This is a genomic window from Halorhabdus amylolytica, assembly GCF_004944975.1.
Taxonomy (GTDB): domain Archaea; phylum Halobacteriota; class Halobacteria; order Halobacteriales; family Haloarculaceae; genus Halorhabdus; species Halorhabdus amylolytica.
The window spans coordinates 305,116-321,679 of sequence record NZ_SPQG01000001.1; the positions used below are offsets into that span (position 1 = coordinate 305,116).

Annotated in this window: 15 protein-coding genes; 10 read left to right on the top strand and 5 right to left on the bottom strand. The window is 63.3% G+C overall.

Features of this window, described 5'->3' with window-relative positions:
- Positions 1–209: 209 nt before the first annotated feature.
- The 4 genes from E3374_RS01560 to E3374_RS01575 all read left to right on the top strand — a co-directional run bounded on the left by E3374_RS01560 (position 210) and on the right by E3374_RS01575 (position 3,447).
- The gene (locus E3374_RS01560; RefSeq protein WP_136687024.1) at positions 210–791 is read left to right on the top strand and encodes a thioredoxin family protein; all 582 of its coding nucleotides are present in this window, start codon (positions 210–212) and stop codon (positions 789–791) included.
- 131 nt (positions 792–922) lie between these two features.
- Positions 923–1,867 (top strand): mechanosensitive ion channel family protein, encoded by a 945-nt coding sequence (locus tag E3374_RS01565; RefSeq protein ID WP_136687026.1) that lies wholly within the window; start codon positions 923–925, stop codon positions 1,865–1,867.
- Between the two features lie 117 nt (positions 1,868–1,984).
- Positions 1,985–2,647, top strand: a complete 663-nt coding sequence (locus E3374_RS01570) for an O-methyltransferase (protein WP_136687028.1) — start codon at positions 1,985–1,987, stop codon at positions 2,645–2,647.
- A 182-nt stretch (positions 2,648–2,829) separates the two neighbouring features.
- Complete coding sequence (locus E3374_RS01575) at positions 2,830–3,447, top strand: chemotaxis protein CheC (protein ID WP_169051747.1); 618 nt, start codon at positions 2,830–2,832, stop codon at positions 3,445–3,447.
- 110 nt (positions 3,448–3,557) lie between these two features.
- On the opposite strand, the gene E3374_RS01580 is transcribed toward E3374_RS01575, so the two are convergent.
- Positions 3,558–3,971, bottom strand: coding sequence for a universal stress protein (locus E3374_RS01580; protein WP_136687030.1), 414 nt, complete (start codon positions 3,969–3,971; stop codon positions 3,558–3,560).
- Positions 3,972–4,099: 128 nt separating this feature from the next.
- Positions 4,100–5,137 (bottom strand): sensor histidine kinase, encoded by a 1,038-nt coding sequence (locus tag E3374_RS01585; RefSeq protein WP_136687032.1) that lies wholly within the window; start codon positions 5,135–5,137, stop codon positions 4,100–4,102.
- 334 nt (positions 5,138–5,471) lie between these two features.
- Between E3374_RS01585 and E3374_RS01590 the strand changes: the two genes are divergently transcribed.
- The 6 genes from E3374_RS01590 (at position 5,472) to acs (ending at position 13,759) form a co-directional block, all read left to right on the top strand.
- Positions 5,472–7,370, top strand: a complete 1,899-nt coding sequence (locus tag E3374_RS01590) for a 2-oxoacid:acceptor oxidoreductase subunit alpha (protein ID WP_136687034.1) — start codon at positions 5,472–5,474, stop codon at positions 7,368–7,370.
- Positions 7,371–7,372: 2 nt separating this feature from the next.
- Positions 7,373–8,308, top strand: a complete 936-nt coding sequence (locus tag E3374_RS01595; RefSeq protein ID WP_136687036.1) for a thiamine pyrophosphate-dependent enzyme — start codon at positions 7,373–7,375, stop codon at positions 8,306–8,308.
- Between the two features lie 84 nt (positions 8,309–8,392).
- Positions 8,393–8,821 carry an HTH-type transcriptional regulator LrpA1 gene (lrpA1, locus tag E3374_RS01600; RefSeq protein WP_136687038.1) on the top strand — a complete coding sequence of 143 codons (429 nt, stop codon included), beginning with the start codon at positions 8,393–8,395 and terminating at the stop codon, positions 8,819–8,821.
- Positions 8,822–8,998: 177 nt separating this feature from the next.
- On the top strand, positions 8,999–10,753 hold the full coding sequence (locus tag E3374_RS01605; RefSeq protein ID WP_136687040.1) for a DHH family phosphoesterase: 1,755 nt from the start codon (positions 8,999–9,001) through the stop codon (positions 10,751–10,753).
- A gap of 92 nt (positions 10,754–10,845) precedes the next feature.
- Positions 10,846–11,646, top strand: a complete 801-nt coding sequence (locus E3374_RS01610) for a CBS domain-containing protein (protein WP_136687042.1) — start codon at positions 10,846–10,848, stop codon at positions 11,644–11,646.
- Positions 11,647–11,743: 97 nt separating this feature from the next.
- The gene (gene acs / locus E3374_RS01615) at positions 11,744–13,759 is read left to right on the top strand and encodes an acetate--CoA ligase (RefSeq protein WP_136687044.1); all 2,016 of its coding nucleotides are present in this window, start codon (positions 11,744–11,746) and stop codon (positions 13,757–13,759) included.
- Positions 13,760–13,784: 25 nt separating this feature from the next.
- On the opposite strand, the gene E3374_RS01620 is transcribed toward acs, so the two are convergent.
- From E3374_RS01620 to E3374_RS01630, 3 genes are all read right to left on the bottom strand, one after another.
- Positions 13,785–14,057 (bottom strand): DUF7520 family protein, encoded by a 273-nt coding sequence (locus tag E3374_RS01620; RefSeq protein WP_136687046.1) that lies wholly within the window; start codon positions 14,055–14,057, stop codon positions 13,785–13,787.
- A 184-nt stretch (positions 14,058–14,241) separates the two neighbouring features.
- Positions 14,242–16,008: a cbb3-type cytochrome c oxidase subunit I gene (locus E3374_RS01625; RefSeq protein ID WP_136687048.1), complete on the bottom strand. Its 1,767-nt coding sequence runs from the start codon at positions 16,006–16,008 to the stop codon at positions 14,242–14,244.
- Positions 16,009–16,201: 193 nt separating this feature from the next.
- Positions 16,202–16,474: a DUF6684 family protein gene (locus E3374_RS01630; RefSeq protein WP_136687050.1), complete on the bottom strand. Its 273-nt coding sequence runs from the start codon at positions 16,472–16,474 to the stop codon at positions 16,202–16,204.
- Positions 16,475–16,564 lie beyond the last annotated feature (90 nt).

Below are 16,564 nucleotides of genomic sequence, written 5' to 3' on the forward strand. Positions count from 1 at the left end.
CGTCTTCGAACCGACCGACGACGACGCGGAGGGACAATCTCGATACGTCGTCGACGGGGATAGCGACGTCCTCGCTGCCGCCGAACAGTTCGATCGGACGCTGTCGAAACAGCTCGCCGACTGATCGACGAGCGATCGAAAGGGCCGGACCAGACTGTATTACCGCTGAATCAACGACTTTGTGTCTAGGGCGAGAACGTCGTATCGTCATGACTGCGCTCGACTCCGAACGCGAGGCCATCGAACGCGGCGAAGTCGCACCGGCCTTCGAACTCCCCGGGACCGACGGCGAGACGCACGCGCTGGCGGACCTCGACGATCACGAGGCCGTCCTGGTGGTGTTCACCTGCAATCACTGTCCGTACGCGAAGGCGAAGTTCGACCCGCTGAACGAACTGGCCGCCGACTATGACGATCTGGCCGTCGTCGGGATCAATTCCAACGATAGCGAGGAGTACCCCGACGATTCCTTCGAGAAGATGGTCGAACTCGTCGAGGACGGCACCATCGCCTACGACGCCTATCTACGAGACGAGTCCCAGGAGGTCGCCCGCGCCTACGGCGCGGTCTGTACGCCGGACCCCTTCCTGCTCGAAAACGACGATGGCGAGTTCCGCCTGGCCTATCACGGCCGCATCGACGACGCGATGAGCCCCGACGAAGAGCCCGAGACCTTCGAGATGCGCGATATCGTCGAAGACCTGCTGGCCGGCGAGGAGATTACCCGGGAGTTCCGGCCCTCGCGTGGGTGTAACATCAAGTGGAAGGACGGCAGCGTCCGACCCGAGTGAGAAAGACGGCAGCGTCCGACCCGAGTAACGGTCGATGGTAGCGTCCGACCCGAGAAACAGTCCTTAGCTCCTGACTAGCGGCCCGGACTCACGGGACAACCGTTTTCTCGCTGCCCCGCGAGTGCCAGAGCATGGCGCAGCGGCTCCCGTACGTCCTGGTCGCTTTCGCTGTCGCGAGCGTGCTCGGTGCTCTCGTGATCGGGCGGATCGACGTACCGTGGCTGGCCACCGGAAGTGAGACCCTCCTGGTCGAGGGGCTGACGGTCGTCGCGATCCTCTCCGGGGCGCTAGGCAGCTATCGGCTCGTCCTGGGCTACCTCTCCGCCCATGCGGTCGATAAACGTCGTCGCCACGACGGCCGCAACGTTCTCCGGCTTTCCTTCGGGATCATCACGACGATCGCGACGCTGGGCGCGCTGACCGATCAGTGGGTCGGCATGCTCGTCTCGCTTGGCGTCGTCGGGTTCGCGGTCACTTTCGCCCTCCAGCAGCCGCTGTTCTCGCTGATCGGCTGGTTTTACATCCTGGTCAACCGCCCCTACCAGGTCGGCGACCGGATCGCCATCGAGGACACCCGCGGCGACGTGGTCTCGATCGGCTTCTTCGTCACGGAAGTCTGGGAGATCGACGGCGACCTCGTTTCCACGAACCAGCCCTCGGGGCGGATCGTCACCGTCCCCAACAGCGTCGTCCTCTCCAGTCACGTCGTCAACTTCTACGGCGAGGGTGTCCCGTACGTCTGGAACGAGCTATCCATGCAGGTGGCTTACGAGACCGATCTCGAATTCGCGACGGGCGTGATGATCGAGGTCGCCGACGAGCACCTCGGCGAGGAGATGGCACGAGAGATCACGAACTATCGCGACCGCCTCGACGAGACGCCGGTCGAACTCGACGTGGTCGAGGAGCCGACGGTCAACGTCCGACAGGAGGAATCCTGGATCGAGTTGCGTCTCCGGTATCTCGTCCATCCGCGGCGGGGGACACGTGCTCGCAACGCGATGTACGAGACGATCCTCGAACGGTTCAACGACAATCCCGACCGTGTGGCCTTCCCGGTCAGTCGAAGTCGATAAGTCGCCGGTCATGACGACACACACCGGGCCGGTGATGAGAGGGACTGGGACGTTCACTACCGGGCGAACGTGAGGGTGATCGACGCCGTTTTGCCGTGTCTGACCACACTGGGACGTATGCCCACAGTACCGGAGTGGATCGAACAGTACGCCACCGTCGTCGGCCCGGAGCCGGACGACGTCATCAGGGAGATGGACGAGTACGCAGAGCGGGAGGGGTTCCCGACGGTCGGCCCCGCGGTCGGCGGGTGGCTCTCTGTGCTCGCCCGCATGGTCGACGCCGAGCGTGTCTTCGAGTTCGGTTCGGGGTACGGCTATTCGGCGTACTGGTTCGCTCGCGCGCTCCCGACCGACGGCGAGATCGTCCTTACCGAGATCGACGCTGACGAACTCGATCTCGCCCGGGAGTATCTCGATCGCGGCGACTTCGGGGCGACGATCCAGTACGAACACGGCGACGCCCTCGACATCGTCGAGACGTACGACGGCCCCTTCGACGTGGTACTGATCGACAACGAGAAGACCCGCTACCGGGAGGCCTTCAAGGCGGTCCGCGAGAAAATCGCACCTGGTGGGATCGTCGCCGCCGATAACGCGATCGCAGGAGGATCGATCGACGCCGACGCAGTCCGGGAACTGCTCGTGGGCGAGCGCGAGAACGCGGGCAGGGCGTCCGAAGGCATCGCCGAGTTCGTCCGGGCCGTACACGGGGATCCGCGCTTTTCGGCGTCGCTGTTGCCGGTCGGTGAGGGCGTCGTGGTGGCGACCCGGATCGAGTGAACGTGCCGGGCGACTTCGCACCGATCCCGACGCCCGGCGGTGAAGGCGTCGTGGTGGCGACCCGGGTCGGCTGAACGGGGACAACCGCGTTCCGGTCGTGGGCCGATTCTCGCCGTTGAAAACTGCAGGTCAATGACTTATATGGGCGGGCGGGAAACAGGAGGGTAACGTCCAGCCCAGCCATGAGTCTGATGATCGATATCCGGAAGCTCGCGTTGTTCAACAAGATGGCCAAGGAGGGTGGCAATACGGTCGCCGACCACCTCAGCCAGATGACGGGGATGGAGACCGAAATGGAGATCACCAAGATCAACTTCATCGACGTCCCCGACATCAAGACCCACGTAGGCGACGAGAAGCAGATCGGTATCAGCATCGAACTCCAGGAGCCACCCCACGGCCACATCCTTTTCCTGCTGAACGCCGACAGTGCCAAGGATCTCGCTCGCGGGATGATCGGCGACATGGACGGAGCCGATCCGGACCAGGAGGGGTTCACCGACATGGAGCGCTCTGCCATCCAGGAGATCGGCAACATCATGACCTCGGGGTTCATCGACGGCTGGGCGAACGTCCTCGAAACGACGATCGACATCTCGACACCGACGTTCACCTACGGTCCCGGCAGTGGCATGGTCGACGATCTGGTCGGCGATCGGGACTCCGAGATGGCGCTGATGTTCGACTCACGGGTGCAGGCACTGGACTCGAACATCGACGTGAAGGTCTACACGTTCCCGGAACTGGATGAACTCGTCGAACTGATGGGTGCGATAGACGTCTCAGCTACGAACGGTTGAATTCAGGATCCGGAACTGTCTCGCTGTAGCGCCCCAACAACGAGGAACCGTATCGTATCGAGTGGGTCGGAAAAAGACGATGTATCGAACCGTCAGAGAGCCGTGTCGACTCAGGCCGTGACGGGGGACCGGACGTCGCCGATCCGCCCGCGATCGAGGCCCTGTCGACGGAGTTGTGCCGGGGTCACGTCCACCAGGCACGGGACGACGAGATCGACGCCCAGTTCCTCGGCCGCCGTGACGATCTCTTCGGCCGGGTCGCCGTGCCGACAGTAGCCCTCGACGGCGATCCCCCGGTGCTCCCCCTCCTCGACGAGCGAGCGCAGGTGGTCCCGGCCGTCGTCCTCGAAACAGTCGATCAGTACTTCGGCGCTACTCAGGGCCGGCTCCCCGTACCGCCGGGTATCCACGACGTAGAGCGCGTGGACCGTCGCGTCCTGTCGCCGGGCGAGATCGAACGCACGTTCGATCCGTTCGGCGGCCCGGTCTGTCCCGTCCGTCGGAATCAATATATGAGGCCCCATCCCTTGTTCACCATTCGTACTGTAGGTCGCGTGGGAGCATATACTTTGCGATTATTAATAATTAAGGTTTCGTGAGACAGAGCATCCGACGGTAGACCGGATCGATAGCTCCACCAGCAGTCGATCGCTTACGCCGCAGTCAACCGGATCGTTACCGTCGTTCCGTCCTCGGTGTCGAACGCCACCGTTCCCGCGTAGGCGTCGACGATGGTCCTGACAACCCACAGACCGACCCCGGTTCCGTGTTCGAGTTGAGTGATCTCTGCCCCCTCGGCGAGGGGTGCGAGTTCGTGTTCCGGGATACCGGGGCCGTCGTCGCTTACGCTGATCTCGACGTGGCCGTCGGTCTGAATGGCGGATACCAACACTGTGCCGTCGCCGTGGACGACGGCGTTCTCGACAGTCTCACGGAGGGCGTCTGCGAGCTTGTCATCGGCGCGTACCGCGACCGCCTCCGCCAGGTCAGTCTCGATCGTCGCCTCGGGATACGTCGCTGAGACATCCGTGACAACCGCATCGACCGTCTCCCGGAGATCGACGGCGCGTTCGTCGTCCGGGTCGTGGTCGATCGCGGCCTGGAAGTCACCCAGCTTCTCGTTCATTGACGCCAGCGACGTCGCCTTCCCCGCGATCGTCTGAGCCATGGAGCCGAGGCGATCGTCGCCGAGTTCCGAGGCGAGCGCCTCGGAGTTACCCAGCAACACCTGGGCGTCGTTGCGGAGGTTGTGCCGGACGATCCGGTTGAGGACGGCGAGTTTCTGTCGTTCCCGCGCCAGCTCGCCGACTCGGATCCGCCGGACGTCGGTGACGCCGATGAGGACGTGCGCCACGGCACTCACCCCGAGTACGTTCGCGATAACCGCCGCGGGCAACGACACCGACGGACTGGCGACGGCCAACACCAGTACCAGCCCGAGGACGACGACGCCCAGGGCGTTCCAGCCGGCGACCCTGAGGACGTGTTCCGTCCGGAGCCCCTCGAAGGCGAACAGAACAGCGCCGCCAGCCACCAGGACGAGACCGACGAGGCCGCCCAGCACGACCAGCCCGAGATCGTAGATCGACGGCGAACCGGCCCGGAACGCCGCGACGACGATCGCGAAGACGGCTACCCCGGTCGCGCTCACAGAGGCACTCGCGAGAAGCCGTCTCAGATCGAAGTTCATGCGAACGGTTCGATCGGTGCCGGCAAAACGCTGGCGACGCCGACATATCCACATCTCGTCAAGCGTCGTTGAGGGATCCGTCTGAAACGGAACGGACGCGAGCTGACAGACCGGGGCGATCGATCGTCTACTCCGGAGAGTGCCAATGGATGGTGATAAAAGTCAGAAGAAGCCGATAAAACCCGAATTCTGTCATGACGAGCATCGGTAGGGTTCGGAGAGATACTTCCCACGTGTGTACTATCATAATCATTCCACAATTGACACAAGCCAAACCCTTTTGTCCGGTCCGTCCCACCTTCATATACGGCACCAACGGGGCCGTTGATATCCAATGACAGAGCACGAACTCATCTGGCGAATCGCGGGTGGTTCCGGTGACGGGATCGACTCGACGAGCCAGAACTTCGCGAAAGCCCTGATGCGGGCGGGGCTAAACGTATTTACACATCGACACTATCCCTCCCGCATTCGAGGTGGCCACACGTACGTGGAAGTACGAGCAAAAGACGAAGAAGTAACGTCCCGGGGCGACGGATACAACTTTCTGTTGTCGCTGGGCGACAGCTTCGCGCGCAACCCCGCCGAAGACGCCTACTACGGCAACGAGGAACTGAAGCCCCTCTCGGAGAACCTCGACGAACTCCGTGAGGGTGGAATCATCGTCTACGACACGGGCCTGATCGACGAGGAGGACGTCGAAGACCTGAATCTAGAGGAGCGTGCCGAGGAGAACGACTGGCACGTCTACCCGATCAACCTCCGGGAGATCGCACGCGAACACGGTCGTGACGTCATGCGGAACACGGCCGGGGTCGGCGTCACCGCCGCGTTGCTGGGGATGGATGTCTCCTATTTCGAGGAGCTCATCACCCAGAACATGTCCGGAGACATTCAGGAAGACAACCTGAAGGTCCTCGACGACGCCTTCGAGCTCGCCGAGGAGTTCGAACACACCCACGACCTGTCAGTGCCGACGGGCGAGAACGAGCAGGAACTGGGATTGATGAACGGATCGAACGCGATCGCCTACGGGGCATTAGACGCCGGGTGTCGGTTCATCGCCGGCTATCCCATGACTCCGTGGACGGAAGTGTTCACGATCATGTCCCAGCACATGTCCGAGTTCGGCGGAATCGCCGAACAGGTCGAGGACGAGATCGCCGCCGCGGCGATGGCGCTGGGCGCGAGTCACGCCGGCGTCAAAGCGATGTCCGGCTCCTCAGGCGGCGGGTTTGCCCTCATGTCAGAACCGCTCGGCCTCGCCGAGATGACCGAGACCCCGGTCGTTCTCGTCGAGGCGATGCGGGCCGGACCGTCGACGGGCATGCCGACTAAACCCGAGCAGGGTGACCTAGAGCACGTCCTGTATACGAGTCAGGGCGACTCCAACCGGGTCGTCTTCGCCCCCGCTGGCGTCAAGGAGGCTTACGAGCAGACGCGGCTGGCCTTCGAACTCGCCTATGACTACCAACTCCCGGCGATCGTGGTCTACGACCAGAAGATCGAAGGGGAACTCAGGTCGGTCCCCGTCGAATTCTTCGATCGGGAACCCGATCCAGACGTCGGGAAGGTCCTCTCCGAGGAGGAAATCAAAGAGGCAGCCCACCACGAGTCGGGCATCTTCGAACGTTTCGACCCTGACGCAGAGGATGGTGTCAGTCCGCGGACTATTCCCGGTCAGAAGGGAGGGCGCCACCTCACGTCAGGCAACGAGACCAACCCGTACGGCCATATCGACGAGGACCCGGACAACCGCGTCGCCCAGATGTCTCGCCGGATGCAGAAACTCGATCGCATCCGTGAGGACCTCGACGAGAACGAGTCGTCCAATCAGGCCTATCGCGGACCCGAGGACGCCCAGTACGGGATTATCACCTGGGGCAGCCAGCAGGGGACGGTCTTCGAGGCCGTCGACCGACTCAACGACGAGGGCCACTCGGTGAAGGCCCTCGGCGTCAGCGACCTCATGCCCTACCCCGAAGCCGAGGTCACGGAGTTCGTAGAGAGCGTCGAGGAGGCCGTCGTCGTCGAGATGAACGCAAGTGGACAGTTCAAGGGCCTCACACAGAAGGAACTCGGTCGCTTCGGCGACAAACTCTCGAGTCTCCTGAAGTACAATGGCAACCCCTTCGAGCCGGCCGAGATCGTCGAAGGCTACGAGGCCATCGTCGAAGACGAACCGGCGGTACCGGGTGATTCCACTACCTTCGTCCCAGCGGCAGGTGACTGACAATGAGTGCATTCAGCGCAATCGGCGAGGATCGCGAGATCGACCGCGAAGAGTTCACCCCTGGGATCGAGCCCCAGGCGACCTGGTGTCCCGGCTGTGGGGACTTCAGCGTCCTGAAGGCGCTGAAACAGGCTCTCCCGGAAGTCGGCCGCAACCCCGAAGAGGTTGCTGTGTTCACCGGCATCGGCTGTTCGGGCAAGCTCAACAGCTACCTCGACAGTTACGGGTTCCACACGATCCACGGTCGGTCGGTTCCGGTCGCCCGTGCGGCCAAGCTGGCCAACCCGGACCTGGAAGTGATCGCCGCCGGCGGTGACGGCGACGGCTACGGCATCGGTGGCAACCACTTCATCCACACTGCCCGGGAGAATCACGACATGACGTATGTCGTGTTTAACAACGAGATCTTCGGACTGACGAAGGGACAGACGTCTCCGACCAGTCCCAAAGGTCACAAGTCAAAGACCCAGCCCCACGGCTCCGCGAAGGACCCGATCCGGCCGCTGAGTCTCGGACTCACAGCTGGCGCCTCCTATATCGCCCGGACGGCCGCGGTCAACCCCAACCAGGCGGCGGAGATTCTGGCCGAAGCGATCGAACACGACGGGTTCGCTCACGTCGACTTCCTGACACAGTGTCCCACCTGGAACAAGGACGCCAAGTCCTACGTCCCATACACTGACGTTCAGGAATCTGACGAGTTCGACTTCGACATCACCGACCGCGAGGAGGCGGCCCAGATGATGTACGAGGTCGAGTCCAAACTCTACGAGGGCGAGGTTCTCACCGGTCGGTTCTACGTCGACGAGGATCGCCCCTCCTACACTGAAGAGAAGAAAGCCACCGGCGAGATGCCCGAGGAGCCACTCGCCGAGCGGTACTTCGACGAGGACGCCGAGTGGGAACGCAGCTACGACCTGCTCGAACACCACACCTGAGCCCAGCGCGATCGCGAGCGACAGGAAGCGGTGAGGGCTTTCACGTTCGGAAGGTATTTTTCGACGTAACGAAAAAGTAGATCCATGAGCGCCGAAGCGACGGCCGAGCGTATACTGGACGTCTTAGAGGACGACGCCCAGGCCTCTTACGCCGAGATCGCAGACCGGGTTGGTGTCTCGAAGCCGACGGTCCGGAAGTACATCAGTCAACTCGAGGACGAGGGTGTCATCGTCGGGTATTCGGCGGACGTCGACCCGAAGAAACTGCCCGGCGAGAGCATCGCAATTGTCGGGATCGACGTCGAAAGCGAGGCCTACGTCGAGATGACCCGCGCCCTCAAGGAGGTCGAAGCCATCGAATCGCTGTACACCTCAAGCGGCGATCACACGCTGATGGCCGAGGTCCGGGGGGCCGACGGTGACGCACTGGGCGATGTCATCAACGACGAGATCGAAGCCCTCGAAGGGGTCGCGGCCGTCCATCCCTCGTTCCTACAGGAACGGTTGAAGTAACGGCCACCACGACCGAGCGCCGGACGAATGGTCCAGGAAGGTCGACACGACCGAACGCCGGGCGAGTGGCCCGGGAGAGTCCACACCATCAAGTGTCGGACGAGTGGCCTGGGAGAGTCCAAACGATCGAGTGTCGGATGGGGAGTTTTTAGGTGTTGTAGTCCCGAGAAACGGGACATGCACACCCTGCTGGTGGTGGGCTGTGGGTCCCTTGGCGAGACGTTGCTCGACGCGCTGGCCGAGCATCGGGGACGAACCGTCGTCGTTCTAGAGGAGGGTGGCAAGCACCTGAAATCGGAGGGTTCAGGCCTCAAAGTAATCGAGGGAGATCCTACCGACGCCGAGGTGCTCGGGGAGATCGAGGATGTCAGATCGGTGCTCGTGGCGGACGAGGACCCGTCACAGAATCTGACGGCGGCCAGAGTCGCCCGCGAGGTCCACCCCGAGGCGTTCTTACTCGCCTATGTCGGGAGCGAGACGACGGCCGACGCGCGGGCCGCCTTGCGGGACGTTGCCGACCGGATCGTCGATCCTCGTGAGGCACTGACATCGTACCTGACTGATCGCATCGGAACCGGCGGGACCTCGATACACGAACTGCGATCAGTGCTGGCCGATGTCGAGGGAGAACTCGCGATCGTCACGCACGACAATCCCGACCCGGACGCGATCGCCAGCGCGGTCGCGCTGGAGCGTATCGCCGAGCGGATGGGCTGTCCCGCTCAGGCGTGTTACTACGGATCGATCAATCATCAGGAGAACCGTGCGATGGTCAACCTGCTCGAGTACGACCTCCGGGCGCTCGACCCGGACGAGGACATTTCGGCGTTCGGCGGGTTCGCACTGGTCGATCACGCCCGGCCGGGGATCAACGACGGCTTGCCGGAAGGGACGGACGTCGACGTGGTGATCGACCACCATCCGCCACGGGGGCCGGTGGCCGCCCGGTTTACGGACCTCCGAAGCGACGTCGGCGCGACAAGCACGCTCCTTGTGGATTACTACCGCCGGCTCGGCGTCGAGCCCGCAGGTGACGTCGCGACCGGGTTGCTGTTCGGTATCCGGGTCGACACCGACGAATTCAGTCGCGAGGTGTCGGTCGCTGACTTCGAGGCCGGCGCCTTCCTGTTGCCCGAGGCCGACGTTGGGGCCCTGGAACGCATCGAGAACCCGAACGTGAGTTCCGCCACACTGGAGACGATTGCGGAAGCGATCATCAGCCGCCAGCGCTACGGATCGGTCCTGTTGAGCGGGGTCGGTCGGATCAGCGACCGGGATACGCTCGCCCAGGCCGCTGACCGCCTGCTCAATCTCGACGGCGTCACGACCACGCTCGTCTACGGGATCAAGGATGGGACGATCTACGTCTCGGCACGCGCCCGAGGGACCGATCTCGACCTCGGCGAGGCGTTGCGGGCGGCGTTCGATCAGGTCGGAAGCGCGGGCGGGCACGCGGACATGGCCGGCGCCCAGATCGAACTCGGAGTCATGGAGTGGGTCGAGGAGGGCGAGCAGTCACTCCGGGAGATCGTCGACGGACTCGTCACCGACCGGTTCCTCGAGGTCCTCGAGATGCATCCCTCGCAAATCTCGCTGGGTGCCTACGGGACAGGGGCCGACGCCGCCGTCGATCCACCGAGCGACGACTGGCCGATGGAGGGTTCGGGCGGACCCACCGACGACGACCGGCCGACGGACGGAGCGAACGTCCGGAAGGACGATCAGTCGACCGACGAACAGGCCGACGAGACCGACGGATATGGCGACGACAGTGGGCAGGAAGACGACAGTGGACAGGAAGACGGCAGTGGGCAGGAAGACGATGATGGACGAGAAGACGACAGTGGGCAGGAAGACGATGATGGACGAGAAGACGACAGTGGGCAGGAAAACGACAGCGAGCACCGGATCGGGGGCGCCGAGCCGAACTAGGGATCAGTTGCCCTGCGGGTGAGAGACGCCGGTCGAAGTGGATCGGCACGCTGGCGTGGGATTTTTCAACCGAGACCTCTTCAGCAACGACGATGGACAGTGCTGAGGACTCGCCGACCGTCGAGGAGTACATGACCCACGAGGTCGCGACGGTCGCTCCCGAGGACACGGTCAAAGCGGTAGCCAGACGGATCCGAGAGAGCGGCGATCACAGCGGCTTTCCGGTCTGTACCGACGGAGAGGTCCGTGGGTTCGTGAGTGCGAGTGATCTCTTACTCGCCGAGGAGACTGCGTCGATCGAGGACGTGATGTCCACCGACCTGATGGTCGCCCACCCCGAAATGGACGTCGACGACGCCGCCCGCGTCATCCTCCGGTCGGGCATCCAGCGGTTGCCAGTCGTCGACGATGATGGAGCGCTCGTGGGAATCATCACAAACACGGACGTTCTCCGGAGCCAGATCGAACGCGCGACGCCCGACAAGGTCGAACAGCTGATGGAGACCATCGAAGCGGTCCACGGCGTCGATGTCACCCAGGAGCGCCGGGTGGTTTCCCTCAATAAACTCACGCCGACCCAGACGAAGGTCTACGGCGACGAACTCGAAGGACGGATGTACGAGATCGAACGTGGACTCGCCGAACCGCTGGTCGTCATCGACAACGCCGGCGACCTCCTGCTTGCAGACGGCCATCACCGGACCACTGCCGCCTCGGAACTCGGTATCGAGGAGATGGAAGCGTACGTTATCGTCGTCGACGAATCGATCGACCTCGAGATGGAGAAGACGGCCATCGAGGAGGACTTAGAGTCGATCGAGGACATCACGATCGTCGACTACGCCCGCCACCCGCTGGTGGAGACGACCGAGCGACTCCAGGACGACGAATAATCCCACGCTGACGTCTCCGACCCCCGATACCAGGGAATCTCGCCTCTTTGGCCACGTTCATATTGGCGAGCGTACACGTGTTGGCCGTGAGTTTAACATGAACGAAGATGATGATCCAGTACTGGAAGCCCGGTTGCCGGACCAGGAGTACTATCGCCCGCCAGCGAAGTTCGTCGGGCAGGCCAACGTCACCGACCCCGCTGTCTACGAGCGTTTCGAGGCGTTCCCGGAGGGGTTCACGGAGTACGGCGAAGTGCTCACCTGGGAGGACCGCTGGGACGAGGTGTTCGACGGGAGCGATCCGCCCTTTTTCGAGTGGTTCGCCGGTGGTACGCTGAACGCCTCTGTCAACTGCGTGGACCGACACCTCGAGGAACGCAAGAACCAGGCCGCCCTGATCTGGGAAGGGGAAGGCGGAACGCAACGGACGATCACCTACCAGGACCTCCATCGACGGATCAACGAGATGGCAGCCACCCTCAGGGAGGTCGGTGTCTCCGAGGACGACGTGGTCACGCTGCACCTTCCGATGGTCCCGGCATTGCCGATCACGATGCTCGCATGTGCCCGTATCGGGGCCGTCCACTCGGTCGTGTTCGCGGGTTTCTCGGCACACGCCCTGGCCGACCGCCTCGAAGACGCTGACAGCGACGTCCTCGTGACGATCGACGGCTACTACCGTCGGGGGGAGTGGCTCGATCACAAGGAGAAGGCCGACGAGGCACTCGAAGAGTCTGGAACGGACGTCGAGACGACGCTGCTGTGGTCGCGACACGACGAACTCCACGAAGGCGTCGAACTCACCGGCGAGGACCCCTACGTCCTCGTCGACGACGTCCTCGCCGAGAAACGCGGCGCGCACGTCGAACCCGTCGCTCGCGACGCCGAGGACCCCCTGTTTCTGATGTACACTTCGGGGACGACGGGAAAACCCAAGGGCTGTCAGCACCGGACCGGGGGATACCTGGCCTACGCCGCGGGCACCTCGAAGTACGTCCTGGACATCGAGCCGACGGACACCTACTGGTGTGCGGCCGACATCGGGTGGATCACCGGCCACTCCTACATCGTCTATGGCCCGCTCGCCCTGGGCACGACCAGCGTCATGTACGAGGGTACCCCGGACTACCCCGATCGATCGCGGCTCTGGGAGATCGCCGAACGCTACGACGTCGACATCTTCCACACCTCGCCGACGGCGATCCGGCAATTCATGAAGTGGGGCGAGCAACACCTCGCCGGCCACGACTTCGACTTCCGGCACCTCACGACGGTTGGCGAGCCGATACAGCCCGAAGCCTGGCAGTGGTACTACGATCACGTCGGCGACGGTGATGCGGTTATCGTCGACACGTGGTGGCAGACCGAGACCGGGGGCCATCTCATCACGAACCTGCCCGCACTCGAGGACATGAAACCGGGCAGCGCGGGCCGACCCTGTCCGGGGATCGAACCCGCACTCTACGAGGACGACGGCACGCCGATCGAGCCCGAAAGCGGCCGGGCGGGCAACCTCGTGATCGAACGGCCGTGGCCGGGAATGCTCCAGACAGTCTACGGCGACGACGAACGGTTCATCGCCGAGTACTGGCAGCGCTTCTCCGAGACTGACAGCGACGACTGGCACGACTGGGTGTACGAGACCGGCGACGGTGCCGTCCACGCTCAGGACGGCTACTACCGGGTCCTGGGCCGGCTGGATGACGTGATGAACGTCTCGGGCCACCGCCTCGGGACGATGGAACTGGAAAGCGCTGTGGCGGAGGTCGAGGCGGTCGCGGAGACCGCCGTGGTCGCCCGCGAGGACGTCGAGCGCGGCCACGTCCCCGACGTCTACGTCGTGCTCAGAGAGGGCATCGAGGAGAGCGAGGACGTCCGCCGGCAGGTGATCGAGTCCGTCGAAGACGAGATCGGCGCGTTCGCCCGCCCCGATCGCGTACTGTTCGTCTCGGATCTGCCCAAGACCCGCTCCGGGAAGATCATGCGCCGCGTGCTCGAAAACATCTCCAACAGCGAGGATCTGGGCGACACGACGACGCTTCGAGACCCCTCGGTCCCCGACCGGATCCGCCAGCAGGTCCAGACGAACGGCGGCGAGTCACCGCGATCGTAGGGGCGACTCGACACGCGATCGAGGCTCACTCGCCACCCGGTTCGTGCGTGTCGAAACGCGCGGCGACATAGGAAACGGCGACCACCAACACGCCGACGGCGAGGCCGACCGTGACCATCCCGTAGACGGCCATACCGAACGCCGAGGCCGGTAACGGGAAGACGCCGAACAGGACGGGATCGACAACGTCCGGCCGCGTAGCACCCAGGATCGTACCCATCAAGCCCGCGATGGCGACCACGACGAGGTAGACGACCAGGACGACCCGTCGCCCACGGATTGCGGTGGTGACTGACACACCCAACCCTTCGTGCCGGAGCCGATTAGGCTTTTCATCCCGCGCTCGAAGAACACGTATGGAAGAGAAGGAACTGCTACTGGCGGCACTGGTCGCGATCGTACTGATGATGGGGATCGCCGCCTTCGTGCTGGTTCTCGGTTGAGAAGCGAGTCAAAAACAACCCGGCCGCGGTGGTCGACGACTACTGGTCGGCTTCCGCCTCGCCGCCGTCAGCCATCGCTTCTTCCTCGCCGCCGTCCGGCAGCGCGAGGCGGTCGGCGTTCCAGCCGAACTCACGGGTGAACAGCCCGTCGTTCTTGAGGTCCCAGGGGTCTTCGTCAGTGAGCGTCGGTGCTTCCAGCCAGGACTGGACGACGTTCCAGACGAATATGATCTGACCGATCAGGAGGATGACAGCCCCGACCGTCGCAGCCTGGTGGAGCAGCGTGATCGCGTCCAGCGGTGCGACGGCAGGATCGAACTCGTAGCTCGCGTATCGGCGTGGCATCTCCATGTACCCGAGCAACAGCATGGCGAAGAAGGTCACGTTGGTGCCGATCATCGACAGCCAGAAGTGCCACTTCGCCAGCGTGCGCTGGTACATCTTCCCGGTGAAGATGGGGAACCAGTAGTAGATGCCCGCGAACACCGCGAAGGCGATCGCGCCCATGATGATGTAGTGGAAGTGCCCGACGACGTAGTAGGTGTCGTGGAGGACGAGATCGACGGGGATCGAGGCCAGGAAGACCCCGGTCACGCCGCCGATGATGAAGTTCGAGACGAACCCGATGCAAAACAGCATCGGGGCCGCGAGTTTGATCCGGCCGTTCCACATGGTGGTGATCCAGTTGAACGTTTTCACGGCGCTGGGGACGGCGATCGCTAAAGAGACCGCCATGAACGAGGCCCGGAGACGCGGGTCGATCCCCGTCGAGAACATGTGGTGGGCCCAGACGCCGAAGGAGAGGACGCCGATGGCAAGCGTCGAGTAGACGACGAACTTGAAGCCAAAGAGCTTCCGTCCGGCGAAACGGGGGAGAATGTAACTGACCAGTCCCATCGGCGGGAGCACGAGGATGTACACCTCCGGATGGCCGAAGAACCAAAAGAGGTGTTGCCAGAGGATCGTACCGCCACCCTCACCGACCGCATAGAACAGCGTCCCGAGGTTCCGGTCCAGCAACAGCATGACGATCGCACTCCCGAGAAGCGGGAACGCGAAGAGGATAATCCCTGACTGGGTGAGCATCGTCCAGGAGAAGATGTCCAGGTTCGCCCAGTTGACGTCCTCACCGCGCTCGGTGAAGATTGTCACGATGAAGTTGATCGCCCCCATCGTCGCCGAGACGCCCGTCAGATGAAGCCCGAGCAACATGAGGTCCGCGCCGAGGTGGGCCTGTTCGACCGACAGGGGCGTGTACATCGTCCAGCTGGTCTGTGACGGGGCGATCCCCGGAATGAGGAAGCCGCCCCAAATGAGGAGCGCGCCGGGGGGCAACAGCCAGAAGGCGATCGCGTTGATCCGGGGGAATGCCATGTCGTCGGCGCCGATCAACAGCGGAATGAAGTAGTTACCAAAGGCCGCAATGATCGGCGTCCCGAACAGAAACAGCATGGTGATCCCGTGGCTCGTCAGGAAGGCATTGTATAGCTGGGGACTGATGACGTCGGAAGCCGGCGTCAACAGTTCAAACCGCATGACCATCACCATGAGGCCGCCGACTGCCAGCGATATCAGCGCGAAGACGCCGTACAGAATACCGATGTCCTTGTGATCGACGGTCGTAAGCCACCTGATCACGCCCGAGGGCTTCTCTCGGTGACCGTAGCCGCTCTCCTCGCCGACGGCGACGGCGCCGCCTGCCAGGGCCGTGTACCGCCGCCAGTCCTCGATCCGGGTGAGTAATGCGGCCACCCCGACGAGGACGAGCCCCATCAGCACCGTCAGCGCGAGCTGCTGTCCTGCCATGGGGAATTCTCCGGGAGGTTCCTACTAAAAGGGTGCGTTGTCGGCACCATTCTCTTATGGTCCCTTCCCCCGATAGCGGGGGTTATTTAGGTTCTAGCGAGGGAAGAACGAAAGCACTCGACCGAGAAGACAACAGAGGCCACTGGAGGGACTTAGACCGTGCGACAGGGACACATCCACTCGCCGAGGGCAGTCACTCCCGGGTCTCGGGCAGCACGCCCGGCGGTTCCTCGGGTTCGCCGTCGCGTTCGGCGTTGGCGACAGCCCGCCCCGCGTAGTAGGTGAGGACGGCGAGCAGGACGATCATCGAGCCGACGATCGCAAGCTGGAGGCCCGACGCCACGGGGTCGAAGCCGAAGGGACTGGCGAGGACGAAGGCGGCGAAAAAGAACACGAGGATGCCCAGGGGGATGACGTTGACCAGGAGATCGAGCAGCGTCTCGTGATCGAGCGGACCGATTTCCATGGTTGGCCGTTCGCCACAAACCGTAAATAGGCTGTTGAAACCGGAAATCGGGCCGACTCGCCGGTAGAGAACCGGCCGAACCGACTACGA

Coding starts and splice junctions, on each gene's coding strand:
- acs (WP_136687044.1), top strand. CDS start 11,744: ATGAACGAAGATGATGATCCAGTACTGGAAGCCCGGTTGCCGGACCAG.
- E3374_RS01630 (WP_136687050.1), bottom strand. CDS start 16,474: ATGGAAATCGGTCCGCTCGATCACGAGACGCTGCTCGATCTCCTGGTC.
- E3374_RS01625 (WP_136687048.1), bottom strand. CDS start 16,008: ATGGCAGGACAGCAGCTCGCGCTGACGGTGCTGATGGGGCTCGTCCTC.
- E3374_RS01565 (WP_136687026.1), top strand. CDS start 923: ATGGCGCAGCGGCTCCCGTACGTCCTGGTCGCTTTCGCTGTCGCGAGC.
- E3374_RS01595 (WP_136687036.1), top strand. CDS start 7,373: ATGAGTGCATTCAGCGCAATCGGCGAGGATCGCGAGATCGACCGCGAA.
- E3374_RS01570 (WP_136687028.1), top strand. CDS start 1,985: ATGCCCACAGTACCGGAGTGGATCGAACAGTACGCCACCGTCGTCGGC.
- E3374_RS01610 (WP_136687042.1), top strand. CDS start 10,846: ATGGACAGTGCTGAGGACTCGCCGACCGTCGAGGAGTACATGACCCAC.
- lrpA1 (WP_136687038.1), top strand. CDS start 8,393: ATGAGCGCCGAAGCGACGGCCGAGCGTATACTGGACGTCTTAGAGGAC.
- E3374_RS01605 (WP_136687040.1), top strand. CDS start 8,999: ATGCACACCCTGCTGGTGGTGGGCTGTGGGTCCCTTGGCGAGACGTTG.
- E3374_RS01560 (WP_136687024.1), top strand. CDS start 210: ATGACTGCGCTCGACTCCGAACGCGAGGCCATCGAACGCGGCGAAGTC.
- E3374_RS01585 (WP_136687032.1), bottom strand. CDS start 5,137: ATGAACTTCGATCTGAGACGGCTTCTCGCGAGTGCCTCTGTGAGCGCG.
- E3374_RS01580 (WP_136687030.1), bottom strand. CDS start 3,971: ATGGGGCCTCATATATTGATTCCGACGGACGGGACAGACCGGGCCGCC.
- E3374_RS01590 (WP_136687034.1), top strand. CDS start 5,472: ATGACAGAGCACGAACTCATCTGGCGAATCGCGGGTGGTTCCGGTGAC.
- E3374_RS01575 (WP_169051747.1), top strand. CDS start 2,830: ATGAGTCTGATGATCGATATCCGGAAGCTCGCGTTGTTCAACAAGATG.